The 18028-nt window shown below is 38.6% G+C and carries 15 protein-coding genes; 7 read left to right on the top strand and 8 right to left on the bottom strand.

The annotated features are described in order from the left end of the window. Positions 1 to 3: 3 nt before the first annotated feature. The 5 genes from FHT21_RS08610 to FHT21_RS08590 form a co-directional block, all read right to left on the bottom strand. Entirely contained in the window at positions 4 to 2190 is a 2187-nt protein-coding gene (locus tag FHT21_RS08610) for a hypothetical protein (protein WP_167294278.1), read from the bottom strand. Between the two features lie 51 nt (positions 2191 to 2241). Next, on the bottom strand, positions 2242 to 4089 hold the full coding sequence (locus FHT21_RS08605) for a hypothetical protein (RefSeq protein WP_167294277.1): 1848 nt from the start codon (positions 4087 to 4089) through the stop codon (positions 2242 to 2244). A gap of 121 nt (positions 4090 to 4210) precedes the next feature. After that, a complete protein-coding gene (locus FHT21_RS08600; protein WP_167294276.1) occupies positions 4211 to 5587 on the bottom strand; it encodes a hypothetical protein in 1377 nt (458 codons plus the stop codon). Positions 5588 to 5641: 54 nt separating this feature from the next. Further along, entirely contained in the window at positions 5642 to 6748 is a 1107-nt protein-coding gene (locus tag FHT21_RS08595) for a hypothetical protein (protein ID WP_167294275.1), read from the bottom strand. A gap of 125 nt (positions 6749 to 6873) precedes the next feature. Then, complete coding sequence (locus FHT21_RS08590) at positions 6874 to 7497, bottom strand: hypothetical protein (protein WP_167294274.1); 624 nt, start codon at positions 7495 to 7497, stop codon at positions 6874 to 6876. Between the two features lie 165 nt (positions 7498 to 7662). Here FHT21_RS08590 and FHT21_RS08585 point away from each other — a divergent pair, with 165 nt between their 5' ends. Further along, positions 7663 to 9603 carry a sensor histidine kinase gene (locus tag FHT21_RS08585; protein WP_167294273.1) on the top strand — a complete coding sequence of 647 codons (1941 nt, stop codon included), beginning with the start codon at positions 7663 to 7665 and terminating at the stop codon, positions 9601 to 9603. An 8-nt stretch (positions 9604 to 9611) separates the two neighbouring features. After that, a complete protein-coding gene (locus FHT21_RS08580) occupies positions 9612 to 10229 on the top strand; it encodes a response regulator transcription factor (RefSeq protein WP_167294272.1) in 618 nt (205 codons plus the stop codon). Between the two features lie 133 nt (positions 10230 to 10362). Here FHT21_RS08580 and FHT21_RS08575 read toward each other — a convergent pair whose 3' ends face one another. Next, positions 10363 to 10740, bottom strand: coding sequence for a helix-turn-helix domain-containing protein (locus FHT21_RS08575; protein WP_167294271.1), 378 nt, complete (start codon positions 10738 to 10740; stop codon positions 10363 to 10365). 100 nt (positions 10741 to 10840) lie between these two features. On the opposite strand from FHT21_RS08575, the gene FHT21_RS08570 reads away from it, so the two are divergent. Then, positions 10841 to 11818 carry an NmrA/HSCARG family protein gene (locus FHT21_RS08570; protein WP_208398895.1) on the top strand — a complete coding sequence of 326 codons (978 nt, stop codon included), beginning with the start codon at positions 10841 to 10843 and terminating at the stop codon, positions 11816 to 11818. A gap of 183 nt (positions 11819 to 12001) precedes the next feature. After that, positions 12002 to 12862 (top strand): alpha/beta hydrolase-fold protein, encoded by an 861-nt coding sequence (locus tag FHT21_RS08565; RefSeq protein WP_167295531.1) that lies wholly within the window; start codon positions 12002 to 12004, stop codon positions 12860 to 12862. 13 nt (positions 12863 to 12875) lie between these two features. Here the strand turns inward: FHT21_RS08565 and FHT21_RS24925 are convergent, their stop codons facing one another. Next, positions 12876 to 13172 (bottom strand): GNAT family N-acetyltransferase, encoded by a 297-nt coding sequence (locus tag FHT21_RS24925; RefSeq protein ID WP_317169961.1) that lies wholly within the window; start codon positions 13170 to 13172, stop codon positions 12876 to 12878. Between the two features lie 26 nt (positions 13173 to 13198). Further along, complete coding sequence (locus tag FHT21_RS24920; protein WP_243853928.1) at positions 13199 to 13405, bottom strand: hypothetical protein; 207 nt, start codon at positions 13403 to 13405, stop codon at positions 13199 to 13201. Positions 13406 to 13593: 188 nt separating this feature from the next. Here FHT21_RS24920 and FHT21_RS08555 point away from each other — a divergent pair, with 188 nt between their 5' ends. The 3 genes from FHT21_RS08555 to araA all read left to right on the top strand — a co-directional run bounded on the left by FHT21_RS08555 (position 13594) and on the right by araA (position 17772). After that, complete coding sequence (locus tag FHT21_RS08555; RefSeq protein ID WP_167294270.1) at positions 13594 to 15294, top strand: ribulokinase; 1701 nt, start codon at positions 13594 to 13596, stop codon at positions 15292 to 15294. Beyond that, positions 15291 to 15992: an L-ribulose-5-phosphate 4-epimerase gene (locus FHT21_RS08550; protein ID WP_167294269.1), complete on the top strand. Its 702-nt coding sequence runs from the start codon at positions 15291 to 15293 to the stop codon at positions 15990 to 15992. The genes FHT21_RS08555 and FHT21_RS08550 overlap by 4 nt, the downstream gene beginning before the upstream one ends. Positions 15993 to 16281: 289 nt before the next feature. Then, positions 16282 to 17772 carry an L-arabinose isomerase gene (gene araA, locus FHT21_RS08545; RefSeq protein WP_167294268.1) on the top strand — a complete coding sequence of 497 codons (1491 nt, stop codon included), beginning with the start codon at positions 16282 to 16284 and terminating at the stop codon, positions 17770 to 17772. Positions 17773 to 18028: the final 256 nt, after the last annotated feature.

Raw genomic sequence — 18028 nt, 5'->3', positions numbered from 1 at the left:
TATCTATTTTAAAAAACTACTTCCGAATGGTGTAAATCCGGGGCCTGAAGAATTAAAGCCTCCGTTTACACTTACGGTTACAGCACCTAAATCTGCTGAAACCCCTCCCCCCATCGGTCCCTTTATTTCTGCTCCTGCCGATCCTGTCACGATCAGATCAACTGGGTTCATATTACCGTCAAATTGTACAGTTGTTTCTACTGAAGCGCCAATTTTCCCGCCGAGTTTGCCAATTTCAAATTCTTTATCCTTCCCTCCTTTTACTGTAATACTGTGGCCAGTGGTTTCCCAGGTTACCGGATCATAGCTTCGGCTATAGGTAAATTCGCCTGCGGGAATACTGCCATAAACTGAAAATCCTTCGCAGTTCATTTTTCCAGCGACTACCTTAGCGTCAAAACCAAAATCCACTTCGCAATGTTCCTTCTCCCAAACCTGTATTTTCCCTTTGGTATTGTAATCTGGTTTTAAATAATCGCCGCAAGGCTTCGACAAACCGCCATCTACATAAAAAGGAAAAAAAGAACGGAAGCTTTTTAAATCGTTGAGGTAGCCAACATAAGCCTGATAGTTTACAGGTGTGGGATCTTGAAAAGATTGCATGGCTATCGTATTCCAAAATAGATATTCCTGCAATCGCTGGTTCATCAAATCTTCCATATTGCGGATATATTGATTATTGATCTCAGCCGATTTTTCCAGCCATTTATTTTGCCTTGCTGTCCTTAATTCGCAGAGTTCTTTTTCAATTTCCATAGACCGTTGGTTTGCCGCACCTTTGCCTTCTCCGTCATCCAGTTTACTTTTTTCTTTTACCAGGGCGCTTATTTTATCGTCATAATCTGTTTTCAATCCTAGTTTCAATTCGTCAATTCCTTGCTTTGCGTTTGCCTTTTCTTTTTTCATTCGGCTGATGTAAGAAACGCTGTATTGTGGGTTATCAATGGCATTGAGCATCAGGAGGGCATGGGCCAAAAACGGATTGGTAAGCTCTGCTTTCATATTTTGTATCATTTTGGTTGCGCCCGGCTTTCCCACATTATCCACTATTTGTTTCGTTTGCGCCATCCGTTTATTCACGTTATCCATAAATGATTTTTCGTAATCTTTCTTTAATTCTTTGCTCTGTTTATCTGCTGCATTTATGGTTGCATCCAGGTTAAGAAAAAAGCTGTTTACTTCCGGATATACTGCTAAGGCAGTCTCGTAACTATTAGGTATTGGAGGTATAATAAATCTTTTGGTGATGCTATGGTCTTTATAAAATTGTTTGAAATTATTGCGTATAGCCCGGTACATAGCCGACTTATCGGCTGTTGGAGACAGCTGTTGTAAAAGGTTAATGTTTTGCGTGGTTGCACCACCATGAGCAATGGCTTTTTGAAGATAACCGGCGCATAGCGGTTTATCTCCTTGTTTCTGAGCAATTAATGCCAAAGAACGATACGCCTGAGAATTGGTAGAATCTTTTGTAACTGCCCCAACTAACATCGTTTTGGCTTGATCAACATGGCCAACACTAAGCAAAGCCTGCCCGGTGTTGTTGAGTACGGTAGCGCTATTGGGCAACAACTTCTGGGTATACAATAATATAGGCAGCGATTTATGCGCATAACCCGAAATGGTAAGCAGGCTCCCCAAGTTATTTAAGGAAGCCAAATCATCTGGATTGGTCATACAGGCATTCAGCAAGAGATACAATGCTTTGTCCAATTCATTATTTGCCCAAAATACCATGGCATACTTTCCGGTTTTTTCGCCTTTGTTCATCAGGTTTTTTACCGCGTTTTTGCTTTCAGGCTTTATCAGTTTATCCACTTCGGTAAAAATGGGCGTAAGATAAGCTGTTAGCTGTGGCTTGGTCTGTGGTGTAGTGGCAATTTTAAGTTCAGCAATTTTATCGGGAACAAGATTGGGGTCGGTACTCCGCAGCATTACATTCGTGTTGCCTTTGGCATTATAGTTCAAACCCTGTTGTGCACTTTGCATGGCTTTGTTCGCGCCCATTTTTTCCATCATATCTTCAAAATTCTTTCTAGCCTCCGGGCTCATGGATGCTTTTTTAGCCTCCAGTTGTTTTTGGGCTTCGGCCATTTTTTTCCTGTCTGCTTCCATTTGCTCTTTAGAGGGCTTTTGGGCATAAGAAATGCTGCTGATGAGCATCAGCATGACTGCGATTAAATATTTCATATCCTAAATTTTGATGTTTTATTTTGTTTAATGAAGAACTATTGTTGTCCTTTATTTTCTTATTTCAATATTGCCAAGGTGTACGCCTGGCACACCGCAGTACCAGCCATATCTTTTAAATATTTTTCCCGAAGGAATTACATTCTCATCACGCATGATTTCCTTTCCGTTTACAGCTATAGCTACTACAGCTCCCTTTATCGAAATACTGATGTGGGCTATATCATTTGCTTTAAATGCAGGTATTTTTACTTTGCCGATTATCTCATTTGAACTTGTGCTCATAAATCTTTTGCTGGTTTCAGTTTCCCCACTCATGGCTATTGCAAACTGGAATCCTTCCCTGTTTATATCGTGCAAATCAATCGGATTGCTTTTGTTAGGGTCTTTAGTATCCAATCTGAAATACAGGGGCGTTCTGTTGTTTTGAACATCATTACCAAAATAAAGATCATAATTAACCGTAAAACTGCTCCCTAAAGGCTTATTAAAATCCGGATAAAAAGTGTACATATCAGGAATAGAAACCCATTTACCACTCTTTCCATTAATTTTATTCAAGGTTACGTTTTCAACACTATGCCCGTCGCGCCCATGAGTATGCCATCCCTTTGCAGAAAGAAACCCGACAGGATAACCCTCAAAATCTTCATATAAAATGGTATTAGGATCTTTATTTTTTTCAGATGAGGTTGCAGAAACCGCTGTAGGTACTACCAAAATATTGCCTGTGGATTTTGCCGGAATTTTTAGTGGCGTATAAACCATAGTTTTTCTTGTATCCGGCTGTGCCAACCATTTTGCCACAAAATCAAAATTGAAATTGTTCAACAAAGAATATATCATGTGCGATATGCCTGTGCCAAACTTTGTATCAAATTTTGCCGGGTTTCCTTCCAGGTTTACAATCGCTGGCGTTAAATTAAAATACATCCAAAGCGGGCCGTCTGTTTTTGTTTGGTCGATGGTTTGTTGTGTTGTAGAAACAAGTATGTTGTACTCGGGAAATGTTTTGTTGCTACCTTTCCCGTTTATAATAGCTTCGGAATTGAGCAGATAATGACCATTGCCATCATTAATGCCGTTGTCGTAATTATAGCTTGCATTTAATTTTACAACTTCATTGTAGTAAGGTTTCAATCTTTCCAAATTTTTTTTCAACGGCTCTACCGAGTAGGGATTTTTTTGCATGATGCCGGGGTAAGTTGCCATTTGCTGTTGAATGTATGCCACGGCATCTTTTACGAGAACCGGTTTAAAAGGCCATTCGCCATTTTTTGGAACCACCACGCCCATTTTAAAAACCTGTTGCCCATTATTGTGATAATGATCTAAGTAGGTGCGATAATTATAGAGATTGGGCTGAATGCTCTTGTCAATGTTTTCTTTAGTTAGTTGGGCATCATCATCGCCACTCGCAAACTGTGCTTGTTCGGCAAAAAAATACATCCCACCGGGATTAAAACCTTTAATGAATGAACCCGGAAAATCATTAAATCCGGCAACTAATCTTTGTCCTTGTTCGCAACAATGGAGGTCAATTTTTCCTTTGACAAAATGAGTGGAATATCCCAGAAAATTTACGCCATAACTGTGTAAAGGGCCATTGCCATCCAGATACCAACGTTCATCGTTTTTTGCAATGGTACGCATCACCAAGCCACGGGGCAGGTACGATTGTTGAATCCAGTTGATCAGCAAATCCGAAGCCTGTTGTTGCCATACAGAATAAACACCGCCATCCTGGCTTTTAACGGGTTTGTAAATGACTTTAGCATTGAGTGGATTACTTATATACTGCCATCCTATTATGGAGTCACGGTTAAGTTCTAAGTCGCTTTGGGCTTTTGCACCGCACACCGTAAATAGCAAAATGGTTAAGGCTGTAAATCTGGTCATGATTGCGGATGTTGTATTATAGAAAATTAGCTGTTGATTTTTAAAAGCTGCCCCATGCCTGTCCTGTGTAAAAGCCATCCTGATTTTCATCTGCTTTCCTTTATTCAAATTGGCATAGTAATTAAATTTTTTGAAAAGGAAGTACCGTTTCTATTTTGTTTTGATCATAATTACAGTCATACAAACCCATTACATCTCTCCATGTATTATTACCATATTTTCTTGAATAAAACCTGGTGAAGTATTTTGAGCTTGAACCTGAACCAGACCTTCTTTCCAGTACATTTCCTTTAAAGGAGTATAATCCCTCGCTTTTGAATTGTTTTTTCTTAATTAAGTCATTATAATAGTCATAGCCCACCGTATAAGAAGATTGTGTTAACACATAATATTTTCCTTCTGCCGTGTAACTGGTAGCAGCAATTAAACTATTTCCGTATGAGCCGCTGCTTGAAGCCCATGTACCTGTCAGCTGTTTTTTATAATCCACATTTTTATCGGCAACACCGTTTATTTTTAAAGTGAATAAAAGAAAATTCAAAGCCTGTTCTGATTCGCTGCCCAGTATGTTATCAGCCGTATTGATAATGGCTATGTTTGTACCTACCTGTATAATCAATACGGTAGCTTTTATAACGTCACCCCCAGGTTTAGTAATGCTATTGCTTAACATATAATAAGGCAGCCCCTGACTGGTAACGCCTTTTTCATGATCACCTTTTTCAAATAATAGACTGTTAGGGCTGTTATGTAGGCTCCAACCATCAAAAACATCAAAGAAAATATGTTCCATATCTTTTTCTAAACTGCCAGATGATTTTATCAAACTCATAAACTCGATAATTCTTTTCCCGGTATTTGTAGTTTTTTCTAACGTTAAACTATTTTGGCCGGCATTTAAACTCCAGCTGGGCGGAACAGTAATTGAATAAATATTTTTACTGCTTGAACCAGTTGCATAGTTTGTGGGCGAAACCGGGTTTTCATTAACAGCTTTTTCACTAGCAGTTTCATTTAGGTCAAGGTTTTTTATAAAATCCGATATTTGGTTTTGATATTCATCGGTATTGGTCATGATTACCACATTGGCCATTTTACCGGTTGCTGTAGCAGTTATCAGGGTTACCCATCCTTTATTGGCGCCGTCGGTATAGCTGGCCTGCCCCGAAATAACGTTCCATCCTTTTTCAGTAACAGGTGCCTGTATGGTTGGTTCGCCCGAAACAGACACGGTACCTTTTACCAGTTTTTCCCAACTGGCGGTAAAGTTTTCATTTGCTGGGGCTGTGCTTGCTACCGAACGCAGAATAACAGCTGCTGCATAGTTTCCTTTACCATCGTTTTTGGTAGACAACTGAATGCCATTTGCCATTTCTGTTTTATCCCAACCGTTGGGTATCGTATAGTTTATTACATCAAAAGTCTGCTTTTGAGCAAAACAAGTACAACTTACCATCAACAGCAGGTAAAACAGGAGCATGTTTTTTATAGGTTCCATCTTTTTAGGTTTGTCATTTCTGGAAAATCATTTCAAAATGCCAGCAGTTATACGTTAGCGAAGTAAATAGTTATATCCGTTTTTATTATTTGAATTGTTGCCATCGGTAAAACCAGATCCGGTTATTTCAATGTTGAATTTGTAAAGTACATTTTTGGGTAAAGTGGAGAAATTAGCGCCTCCAGCTACTCTCGCATCATAGAAAAGTTCTTTTACGTTTCCGGGTGTAAATGGAATTTCATCTGCGTTTAAGGTATTTCCCCCTGTGGCCTGCCCACAACAGGCCGTTTCGAGAAAAGTACTTGGGTTATTGTCTGTATCTTCAACTCTGCTTTGTAAGCTTAGTGAAGCAGTTGATGGAATAGCTGTTTCCCCAATATTTTTTAAGGTATAATAAATCCTAACGAATGTTGCTGTATCCACCGGGCTCTTTTCTATTTTGGTAATGGTAACTTCTATATCTGCCGGAGCTGGTGGCGGTGGTGGAATGGTAAATGAGGATTGGATCGTATTATTTGTAAAATTCAATTCAGAAAATTGCTGTCCAACCCATGTTTCGGAAGCAGTACCAACATTTGATTTCATTCCATTTACACAAAGTTCAAATGTGTATGCATTGCCCACTATAATACCATTAGTGCTAAATGTATTTCTGCTACTCATAGATTCTCCGGGATTTAGCAATTGATTCATTTCTGTCGTTTGGCTGGTAGAATTGCCACCTCCCACGGCGCCACTATTTATATAGCCTTGTACTGATAGTAGACCTTTTTTTACAGCGGCAGTTCCCACATTTTTTAAGGTATAATTTACGGCGTATGTATTACCTGAATTGGGAGAGAAGCTAATATTTGTAATCACAATGTCTGGAAGGGGCGCTGGTGTAATAGTCGAATTCGTTGTGGCGGGCTGATCTGGCGTTTGCGTTGTGGTTGATGGGGGTACGTATAATATTCCTGTTGCCGTTTGTTTCGGCGGAACTATTGAAACGTTAGTAGTTGGCGGCGTATTCGTTTGCTGTGGTGTTGACGTAATGATTTGCCCCTTAACCTTAGCGTTAATAATTGGTTTAACCAATCTACTTGAATCAATTTTTTTTACTTGTGCATTGCTGCCTATTGCACCTGCAATGAATAAGAATAAGGTGAGTATTTTTTTCATGTATTTTAGATTTTATGAGGTAACTTGTTCATTGGATGAGCTTTATTGCTGAAGGCCGTAAAATTTCATATTGTAAGCGTATCTGGACAGATAAATGGATTATACCATTAAAAGCCTATACTGGATTATTCCCTCTTGGTAATAAAAGTTGGAAGCGTATTAAAATAGGCATCGGTTTTACAGAATAAATGCCATTTCATAAAATCGAGATACATATCAGATCCTGTAAAATAGATTGTTTTTGAAGGTATGGTTGGGTGCGGGTTTTCGTTTTTATCCTTAAACTCAAGCGTAGCGCTTACTTCATCAATTTTCCAGGCATCCAATCCAAAAAATGGCCCATTGCCCTGTGTGTTGTATAAAATATCTAACATAACACCGGTTTGTCTGTAGCGGGCAAGGCTATTAAAGGCTTGATCGAAACCAGATGCTTGCGGCAATGTAAATTCTTTTGTACTCCAGATTTTTAGCTCTGGCATGTAATTTTCCATTATATATCCTTTTTGGTAATTGTCGGTACCGGAGGCGGGATATACTCTTACAATTAATTTTGAGTTTAGCTCCTTATTATCCTTCCCCGTTTTAATTGTAACTTTTGCTACGGCTAAAAAATAATCGGCATCATTAATTGTAACCGGTATTGTAGACGTTTGCTGGATATTTCCAGTGTTTTTGACAGGTTTTAAAATTTGTGCATGAAGCAGATTTAAAAAACAAATGCAAAAGATGGTTATCGTTAGCTTTTTCATTTTGTAAAATTTATTAGTATAAAATTAATGGCGTGGAAGAGGCATATCAATCATTAAAAAAGATGATTTTTATAGCCATATTTCTAAAAAAAATCATTAAAAAAGACGATATAAAACAGGCTAGATCTGTATTTAATTTGCAAATAGAAAACTGTAAATTAGGATATGAGAAAATTAACGCTGGTATTTTTTTCGGTGATAACCTGTTTTGTATGTAGTGCCCAGGTGGAACACAAAGTAGACAGTCTGTTAAAGAAAATCAAAGTTATACCGGATGATACCAACAAGGTAAAATTGTATTATGCCTTAGCCGACCAATATCTTAATCTCAATTTAAAAGAGTCAGAAAAATTTTGCCGCATAGCTAAAGCTTTAAGCAGGAAACTAAATTATAAACAAGGGATACTGGACTATTATACCAATTATAGTAATGTGCTATATATGAATGGAAGATTTGACGACTGCCTAAAATTAGATCTGGAGGCTATGGAGTATGCAAAAAAAAATGCTGACGCTACCCAATTTGCCCGTACCATGCTTAATGTCGGTATTGGCTATACATTAATCGAAGATTATCAAAGTGCTGTAAACCACTATGAAAAGGCAAAAGATATATTAATTAAAAACAACAACCATAAATACGACGGTAAAATTTATGATGTGCTCCAACTATTGTATTATCGCATGCATCAATACAGAAAAGGGGTAAATAATGGCCTGTTAGCAGTTAATATTTTGGCAAAATCAAAAAATAAGGTATGGCTTCAAGAGTCTTTAAGCAATCTGGGATTAAATTATATCGAACTAAAATTATATGACTCTGCCAGATACCACTTAAATAAGGCAATGGTTTTGGCAAATGCAAGTGGAAACAAACAGATACAAACAACAACGGCACTAAACTTTGCATTAATTGCACTCAGGTCTCAACAAATAGACAGCATAAAACCCTATGTAACTAAAGCGCTTAGGCTTTCCAAGGCTAATAATTGGCATGAGCAGGAAGGTTTAGCACAGTACGGACTGGCTTATTATTACCTGCAAAAAAAGAACTATGTAAATGCAAAACTATACGCAGACTCCGCTCTTCGCTTAACTCAACAATATAATATACCCTACTTAAATCAAAAGTTATATCCTTTACTTTCAAGTTTATTTTACGCTAAACAGGAACCAAAGCAGGGCTACTTTTATTATCACAAAGCCGAAATGTTTAATGATAGTTTGCTAAATGCAACCATTACAAAACATACCATCCTTACCGAAAAAAAATTTGAAACCTCAAGAAAAGAAGCACAAATAAAACTGCAACAAACACAACTAAGACAAAAAAACAACCTAATTTATTCCTTGTATGCAGGTGCTATTGCATTGCTTGCAATTTCTTTACTTAGCTACCGGAATTACAAGCATAGGCGAAAATTACAGCAAGCCAAAATAGATGAATTAGAAACAGCACAACAACTTACTGCTACAGAAGCCGTACTAAAAGGCGAAGAACAGGAACGCACCCGATTGGCCAAAGATCTTCACGATGGGCTTGGTGGGATGCTGAGTGGTATAAAATTTTCATTAAATAACGTGAAAGAAAATCTAATAATGACACCCGATAATCTACATGCTTTTGAACGAAGCATAGATATGCTGGACAGTTCAATTAAGGAAATGCGCCGTGTAGCACATAATATGATGCCTGAAATTTTAGTAAAATATGGATTGGACACGGCATTGAAGGAGTTTTGTGCAGAAGTTGACCGCAGTAGTGTACTTCACGTAAACTACCAATCGGTAGGTATGCATCAGACAGATATCTCACAAACCACATCAATTACCATTTATCGTATCGTACAAGAACTGTTGAACAATGCAATGAAACATGCCCACGCTAAAAATGTATTGGTACAGCTCCACCAATCTGATCAGGATAAACTACTGGTAGTTACTGTAGAAGATGATGGAAATGGCTTTGATACCGAGTTGCTGAAACAATCTGCCGGGATGGGTTGGCTAAATATTCAAAACCGTATTGAGTTTTTAAAAGGTAAAGTAGACCTGCGGTCTGGCCTTGGCAAGGGAACTTCGATAATGATAGAAATTAACATTTAATCTAAGTGATGAAAATAGGCGTTTTTGTAGTTGACGATCATTATATGGTGATAGAGGGCATCCGCTCTTTGCTGCAAAACGAAAAGACGCTCGACTGGATGGGGCATGCCACCAATGCCGTATCTTGCTTAAGTTTTTTGAAGCGACAAGAACCTGATGTGATATTAATGGACATAAACCTTCCCGATAAAAGTGGAATAGATTTATGTAAAGAAGTCAAACAATTATATCCTTCCGTGGCTATACTTGGCCTAAGTACTTTTAATCAGCAGACCATTATCAAAAATATGATCGATAACGGCGCTGCTGGCTATGTGTTAAAAAACGCTACCAAGGAAGAATTAATGGAGGCCATAAATAGCGTGCTCAAAGGCAAAGTATATTATAGTTTCGAGGTGCTAAGCGCATTGAGAAAACCTGAACCTACTCAACTCCTGATCACCCGAAGAGAAAAAGAAGTGTTACTGTTAATTGCCGAAGGACTAACCAACGCAGCAATAGCTGAAAAACTTTTTATCAGCATTCCAACCGTAAATACGCATCGTAAAAGTTTATTAGAAAAATTTGATGTAAAAAATACCGCCATGTTAATTGGCAAGGCTACAAAGCTTGGCCTGTTTGAATGATACAACTCCAGTTTCGAAAGGGATGCAGCAAAAGAAACGCAAAGCTTAAAAAAACAACAACTCCTTTAAGAATTACTTTTAAAATTGAGCTTAAATGAGCTCCGAGCTAATTTTTTGAACTATTTCTAAAAATCTATATGCCAGATGTTAAAAATTCACCTTTTTCTGATGCGATCTGATTTCCCCACTGTGTAATTACCTCCAAGACTGGTATAAATGTCTTGCCAAAATCTGTAAGATCATAAATCACTTTAATAGGCGGTTTTTTGCCATAAACTTTTCTTGATACCAGGCCGTCTTTTTCTAGCTGTTTTAACTGTAAACTCAAGGTCATTTCTGTAATATGCGGTACTTCTTTTCGAAGTTCATTGTAACGTTTTTCAGTATCCTTTAAATGATATAGGATAACCGCTTTCCATTTACCGCCTATCAAATCCATCGCAAGGCTCACCGTACAAGGATAAACCTTCCCTCCTAACTTTACATTATCAGCAATACATTCTGTTTTCATCGATGTTTTTTAGCCTATCGTTTTGGATAGTTATTGCAAATCTACCTTACTAAAAATAGTTTTGCAACTATAATTTTTATAGTTAAAATATAAATAAATAATGAAATCAGATTTAAATGTACAAGAGGCAATGGAACAAAAAGTGAAACCCCTGATTACTATAGTTGGTGTTTTAGGGAAGCAAGGCCTGAGTGCTGCACGTACGCTATTAGAAAGCGGACAGTACCGTGTGCGCGGCATTACCCGGCGGATTGACTCGCCTGAGGCACAGCTTTTAGCCCAAAAGGGAGCAGAACTCATTAGTTTACCGCTTAATTTAGGCTATAAAAAAGATTTTGTTGAAGCATTTCGGGGATCGTATGGTGTTTTCTTGATGACACCGAGCATTGCTCCTCCGCAAACCCACGAGATGGAACTGGGCATACAGCTAGCCGATGCAGCCGTTGAGGCTGGCGTGCAGCATGTTATTTTTAGTAGCCTGGAAAATGTAGATAAAATTACGGAGGGAAAGAAATTTGCACCTCATTTTACAGACAAGGCCAAAATTGAAGCATATATACGTACACTTCCAATTACAAGCTCGTTTATCTATATGGCTTTTTTCTATACCAACCTGATGGAGTTTTACCCTCCTCGTATGGAGGGAGATACACTGGTATTCCCTATTTATTTACCAAAAGACTTCCGTGCGCCATTTGTAGATCCCCTTACAGCCACAGGCCCGGCTGTACTCGAAATTTTTTCGCATCCCGAGTACTATAAAGGGAAGTCGTTGCCCGTAATCGGCGATATCATTTCTCCACAAGAAATGGTTGATACTTTTGTGCAGGTTACAGGAAAGAAGGCTGTTTACAGTTCTGCGTTTACGCGGAAGCAAATGCTTCATCATTTCCCGGAATTTGGTACTAACGAACTATTAGTTAGTGAAATTCTGGGAATGGCAGAATACGCTGTTGAATATGGTTATTTCAAAAAAGACCGTGACTTGCAATGGAGTCGACAACTGAACGATAAAAGCATTACCTGGGAAAAGTTTTTACAGTATACCGGCTGGCAAGGTGAGAAACTTGCATTTTAATTGCCTCTCCCTAGTACAGGCTTAAGCGTAAATTTAGACACTCCAGTCAGCTATTTTCTGGCACCATTAAATCAGTATTAATTTTAACAGGCCGATTGAAAATTGTATTTTTCCCAAAAAAACGCATAAGTTAAGTGTATCTTATCATACTGTGCATCCCATTAAGAAATATATGAATAAAGTATTTTTAATTCTTCTTTTAACTTTTTCTACGGCCATAGTTTTCGGACAAAAAAAAGATCAGCAGATACTGCTAAAAGTAAACCATTTGTTTTAGGCATAATAGATGAAATACAATCAAAAGCACTTGCTGAAAAGAGAATTTTAAACATATATCTTCCCGAAGGTTATAAACAGAATGATACCACAAGATATCCGGTAATCTATTTGCTTGACGGTTCTGCCGATGAAGATTTCATTCATATTGTAGGCCTCGTACAGTTTAATAGTTTCGAATGGGTAAATCAGGTTCCAAAATCAATTGTGGTTGGCATTGCAACTGTCGATCGTAAAAGGGATTTCACTTTTCCTACATCAATTGAGTGCGATAAGAAAAACTACCCAACAACAGGCCATTCCGATCAATTTATTTCCTTTATCGAAAAAGAGCTTGAGCCTTATATTCAGTCAAAATATAAAACGAATACTAGCAAAACCATTATCGGCCAATCTTTAGGAGGCCTGCTGGCCGCCGAAATTTTAATCAAAAAACCCGCACTTTTTAATCAATACATCATTATTAGCCCTAGTTTATGGTGGAATAATGGCTCTTTATTGAATGAGCAATTAAATTTTACCGAAAATGGTTCTAATCAAACTACAAAGGTTTACATTGCCGTAGGTAAAGAGGGATTAACGCCAACAGCAATACCAAGGGTGATGGAGGTGGATGCAAACCTTTTGGCCGAAAAGATTAAAGATGCTAAAGCTAAAAGCGTAAAGGTATATTTCGATTATCTGCCTTTAGAAAACCATGCCACCATCATGCATCAGGCCGTTTCCAATTCTTTTAAATTTTTATATCCTGTAATTAAAAAAGAATAGGTTTAATTAAATACTAAATATCCAGCTCCAGGTGAATATCTTCAGGCTCTTTAGCAAACAAAACTTGATCTAATTCTACTACCAGCCGAGCTCCTCTTCTTAAATAAAAATCAACTGTATTTTTGGTAGGCGTTGCAGAGATATAAAGCTTTTCTGCTCCAAATATTTTTGCTTCTTTTTTACAGGCCGCTAGTAATTGACTGCCGATTCCATGCCTTTTATACTGATTATCAACATAAAGAATGTCCATTTTGCAATAATTTTGCTGGGCGCCCCTTTTCTGCTTTTCTACAGAGGCAACACCTACTATTTTCGCTTCATCAAATGCGCCAACTACTAGTCTCCGCCACGCTTTGCTAACTTTAGCTGCCGGGTTATAATCTCTGTTAATTCTAATTCATCGAAGCCTGAAACATTTTCAGCATGTGAAATAAGTTTTAAATCAACTCCGCTATGCTTATACATTTCAAAAATTTCTTCTGAACGATCAATCTCTTTGATCTTATACAGCTCATCATTTTCTATTTTTCTAATTAATATCATTTGCAACTCTTTGATGCTAAATAAAGTTATTAATCTTACTCTGTTAATTGTATTCTTATTTTGAGCTGGTAACAACTCCTTAACAAAATAATGTCTCTATTAGCCTAAATTCGATGTTTCTGATTAAAAAAATAATAAAATTTTTTAATTTAAATAAATAAACGTTAATTAGACATTTATTTATTGTTATGAGCACAGCAAACTATGTAATTGGAGTAGATTACGGGTCAGATTCTGTCCGGTCTGTTCTAGTCGATACCGCAAACGGAAAAGAATTAGCCTCATCGGTTTTTCTTTATCCAAGATGGCAGAAAGGTTTATATTGTAAACCCGCTGTTAATCAATTCCGCCAGCATCCCTTAGATTATATTGAAGGTTTAACACACACTATAAAAGATTGTCTTGCCAAAGCTGGTGGTGCAGAAATTGCACATTTGGTAAAGGGAATTTCAGTTGATACAACTGGTTCTAGCCCAGTGGCGGTTGATGCAACAGGTACTCCCCTTGCCTTAACCAAAGGTTTTGAAGAGAATCCAAATGCCATGTTTGTACTTTGGAAAGATCATACATCAGTTAAAGAAGCGGCTGAGATTAATGAGCATGCAACCAAGTTCAGCACTAATTATCTTAAATATGTTGGTGGCATTTATTCGTCAGAATGGTTCTGGGCTAAATTACTACATATTTTAAGGGTTGATTCGACTATAAAAAAAGGCGCAGCTTCATGGGTAGAACACTGCGACTGGATTCCGTTTTTACTTTGTGGTGGAAAAGATATCAAAGAAATGAAACGCAGCCGTTGTGCTGCTGGGCATAAAGCACTTTGGGCAGAAGAATTTAACGGTTTACCTCCTGAAGATTTTTTTAGCAGTCTCGATCCGCTGTTAGCAGGCTTTAGAGATAAATTATTTACCGACACCTATACTTCTGATATTTCTGCAGGAACATTGAGCGAAGAATGGGCTACAAAACTAGGCTTAAACACTGATGTAGTTGTTGGCGTTGGCGCATTTGATGCACACATGGGTGCAGTAGGTGGACAGATTGAACCTTATTACCTAAGTAAAGTAATGGGTACAAGTACATGCGATATCTTAGTGGCTCCTAATCAGGATTTAGATGGCAAATTGATTAACGGTATCTGCGGACAGGTTAATGGCTCTGTAATTCCGGGTATGGCAGGTTTAGAAGCTGGTCAATCTGCTTTTGGCGATGTTTATGCCTGGTTCAAGAATTTAATCAGCTGGCCATTAAACCATTTACTTACTGAATCTGATGTAATTGATGAGGCTACTGCGAATGCTTTAAAGGCAGAATTAGAGGGAAAAATTATTGCTAATTTAAGTAACGAAGCTGAAGCTTTACCAGAGGGCGACTACGCCGAACTGGCTATAGACTGGTTGAACGGACGTAGAACACCAGATGCAAATCAAGAACTTAAAGGTGCCATAACGGGTTTAGGTTTAGGAACCGATGCACCACGGTTTTTCCGTGCCTTAGCTGCTGCCACCTGTTTTGGTGCGAAAGCTATTGTAGATCGTTTTAAAGAACAAGGCGTTCCGGTAAAAGGAATTATCGGTATTGGAGGTGTAGCAAAAAAATCGGCTTATATTATGCAAATGATGGCAGATGTATTGGAAATGCCCATTAGAATACACCGTTTTGAGCATACCTGTGCATTAGGTGCGGCGATGTTTGCTGCTGTAGCAGCTGGTATTTATCCAGATATCGAAGCAGCAATGGTAGCCATGGGAACAGGTTTTGAGAAAGAATATAAACCAAATACCAAAAAACAAAAACTTTACCGCCAGCATTACCAACAATATTTGGGGCTAGGCAGGTACCTGGAGAAATACAACAAAAAAGATGTAAAACCTTACTTATCATGAGCAACTATCAAGATATAAGAGAACAGGCTTACCAGGCCAATATGCAATTGCCCAAATTGGGATTAGTACTTTTTACTTTCGGAAATGTGAGCGCTGCAGATCGGTCGAAAGGTGTTTTTGCGATTAAACCAAGCGGCGTGCCTTACGAGGATTTATCGCCAGAGAAAATGGTCATTGTAGATTTCGACGGAAATACGGTTGAGGGGAGTTTACGCCCCTCATCAGATACTAAAACCCATGCAGTTTTATATAAACACTGGCAAGAAATTGGGGGGATTGTGCATACGCATTCTACCTATGGAACCGCATGGGCACAAGCACAAAGGGCCATTCCTATTTTCGGAACTACCCATGCCGACCATTTAACAGTAGATATTCCGTGTGCGCCACCAATGGTTGATGAAATGATCAAAGGGAACTACGAGTATGAGACCGGTTTTCAGATTATGAACCATTTTGAAAGTTTAGGCTTAAGTTATAAAGAAGTCGAAATGATTTTGGTGGGTAACCACGCTCCTTTTACCTGGGGCAAAACGGCCGAGAAAGCAGTTTATAACAGTGCAGTTTTGGAAACCGTAGCGCAGATGGCTTTGTTAACAGAACAGATCAATCCGCAGGCCCCAAAGCTGAAAGATTCGTTAATAGATAAGCATTACGAACGTAAACATGGTGATGGCGCTTATTATGGACAGAAGTGAGTTTAGAGCTCGGAGTTCTGAGTTTTGAGTTTGGTTGCATAAATTGAATTAAGGGTTATGGAAAGCAATTGCAGTGGTGCTTAGGAAACGAAAGCCCCGCCATTCGCTATAACTCCGATAGAAAAAATCGGAGGCTGCCGCTACTGTCGGGTTTAACCTAGTTAGGTTTACCTAAGTAACCTAAACCTGATTGGAGTGGACATGAACCCAACCGCAGGAGTAAACCTCACAGGTTTTTAAAACCTGTGAGGTTTGAAGATTAAATAAATTAAAAATAACATAAATAGTAATGATTGATTTAAAAAAGTTACAAGTTTGGTTCATCACGGGTACGCAACATTTGTACGGTGAAGAAACCTTAAAACAAGTAGCGGAGCACGCCCAACAAGTGGCCGATTCGTTAAACCAGAACGGAAGTATTTCTGTTTCGGTAGTGTACAAGCCGATTGTAAAAACAACCGAAGAGATTTTTGAAACCCTGCAACAAGCCAATATTGATGAGAACTGTATTGGAGTAATTACCTGGATGCATACCTTCTCTCCTGCTAAAATGTGGATCAGGGGTTTGAATGTGCTGCAAAAACCTTTATTGCACTTACACACGCAGTTTAATCGCGATATCCCATGGAATACCATTGATATGGATTTCATGAACCTGAATCAAAGTGCACACGGCGACCGTGAATTTGGTTTTATGGTTTCGAGGATGCGTAAAGACCGTAAAGTAGTTGTTGGCCATTGGCAGGATGAAGAAGTGGCTAAACAGATCGATACCTGGTGCAGGGCTGCTGCCGGTTGGCACGATTGGCAGGGCGCTAAATTTGTTCGTTTTGGCGATAATATGCGTTATGTTGCGGTTACAGATGGCGATAAGGTGGAAGCCGAAATGAAATTCGGTTTTGCGGTAAATACTTATGGTATAGGTGATTTGGTAGCCGTAATTAATGGAATAAGTGAAGATGCCATTCAGGCTTTATTGAAAGAATACGAGGCTACCTACGAAATAGCCGACGATTTAAAAGCAGGTGGTGCAAGGCATTCATCTGTTTACGAGGCGGCCAAAATTGAATTGGGATTAAGGAAATTTCTAGAAGATGGGGGCTTTAAAGGCTTCTCTGATACTTTTGAAGATTTACACGGTATGATCCAGTTGCCAGGAATCGCAGCACAGCGTTTAATGGCTGATGGTTATGGTTTTGCTGGTGAAGGTGATTGGAAAACTGCGGCATTAGTACGTGCCTGCAAGGTAATGGGTGCAGGTTTAGCCGGTGGTAATGCATTTATGGAAGATTATACCTATCATTTCGATCCGGAAAATTCGATGGTTTTAGGCTCGCATATGCTTGAGGTTGATGCTTCATTGGCAAGTGGTAAGGCAAGTCTTGAAGTTCATCCATTAGGTATTGGTGGTAAAGCCGATCCTGCGCGTTTGGTTTTTAACGTTGCTGGTGGCGATGCTTTAAATGCATCTTTAATAGATATGGGCAACCGTTTCCGTTTGTTGGTGAACGAAGTAAAAGCTGTTGAAGCTGAACATGATTTACCAAACTTACCGGTAGCCCGTGTGCTCTGGAAACCATTACCTGATATGAAAACGGGATGTGCAGCGTGGATTTATGCTGGTGGTGCCCATCATACGGCTTATAGCCAGAATTTAACAACGGAGCATTTACTAGATTTTGCGAATATTGCTGGCTTAGAATATGTAAATATTGGCGCTGATACCAAAATCAATCAATTCAGGAATGAATTGCATTGGAATGAGGTTTTTTATAAGTAATTTTAATAAAGCACGCTCAATGCTGAAGCCGGTAATCACTTGATTATCGGCTTTTTTATGCAATCGTCATCCTGTGATTGTCATTCCCTTTGATCGTAACTAAAATACCATCTACAATCCTACACTAACCATTGCTTTAATCACCCCATTCTTTGGATCTAACCAGCTTTCAAACTTATCTTTTACTTCTTCAAATTTAACCTGATGCGTAATATAATTGGTAGGACTAACCTTTTTCTTTTAATTATAAATCCAT

It is taken from the genome of Pedobacter sp. SG908, from assembly GCF_011759615.1.
GTDB lineage: Bacteria > Bacteroidota > Bacteroidia > Sphingobacteriales > Sphingobacteriaceae > Pedobacter > Pedobacter riviphilus.
Note: the sequence above shows the minus strand (reverse complement) of the source record. Positions and strands in the feature narration are given on the sequence as shown.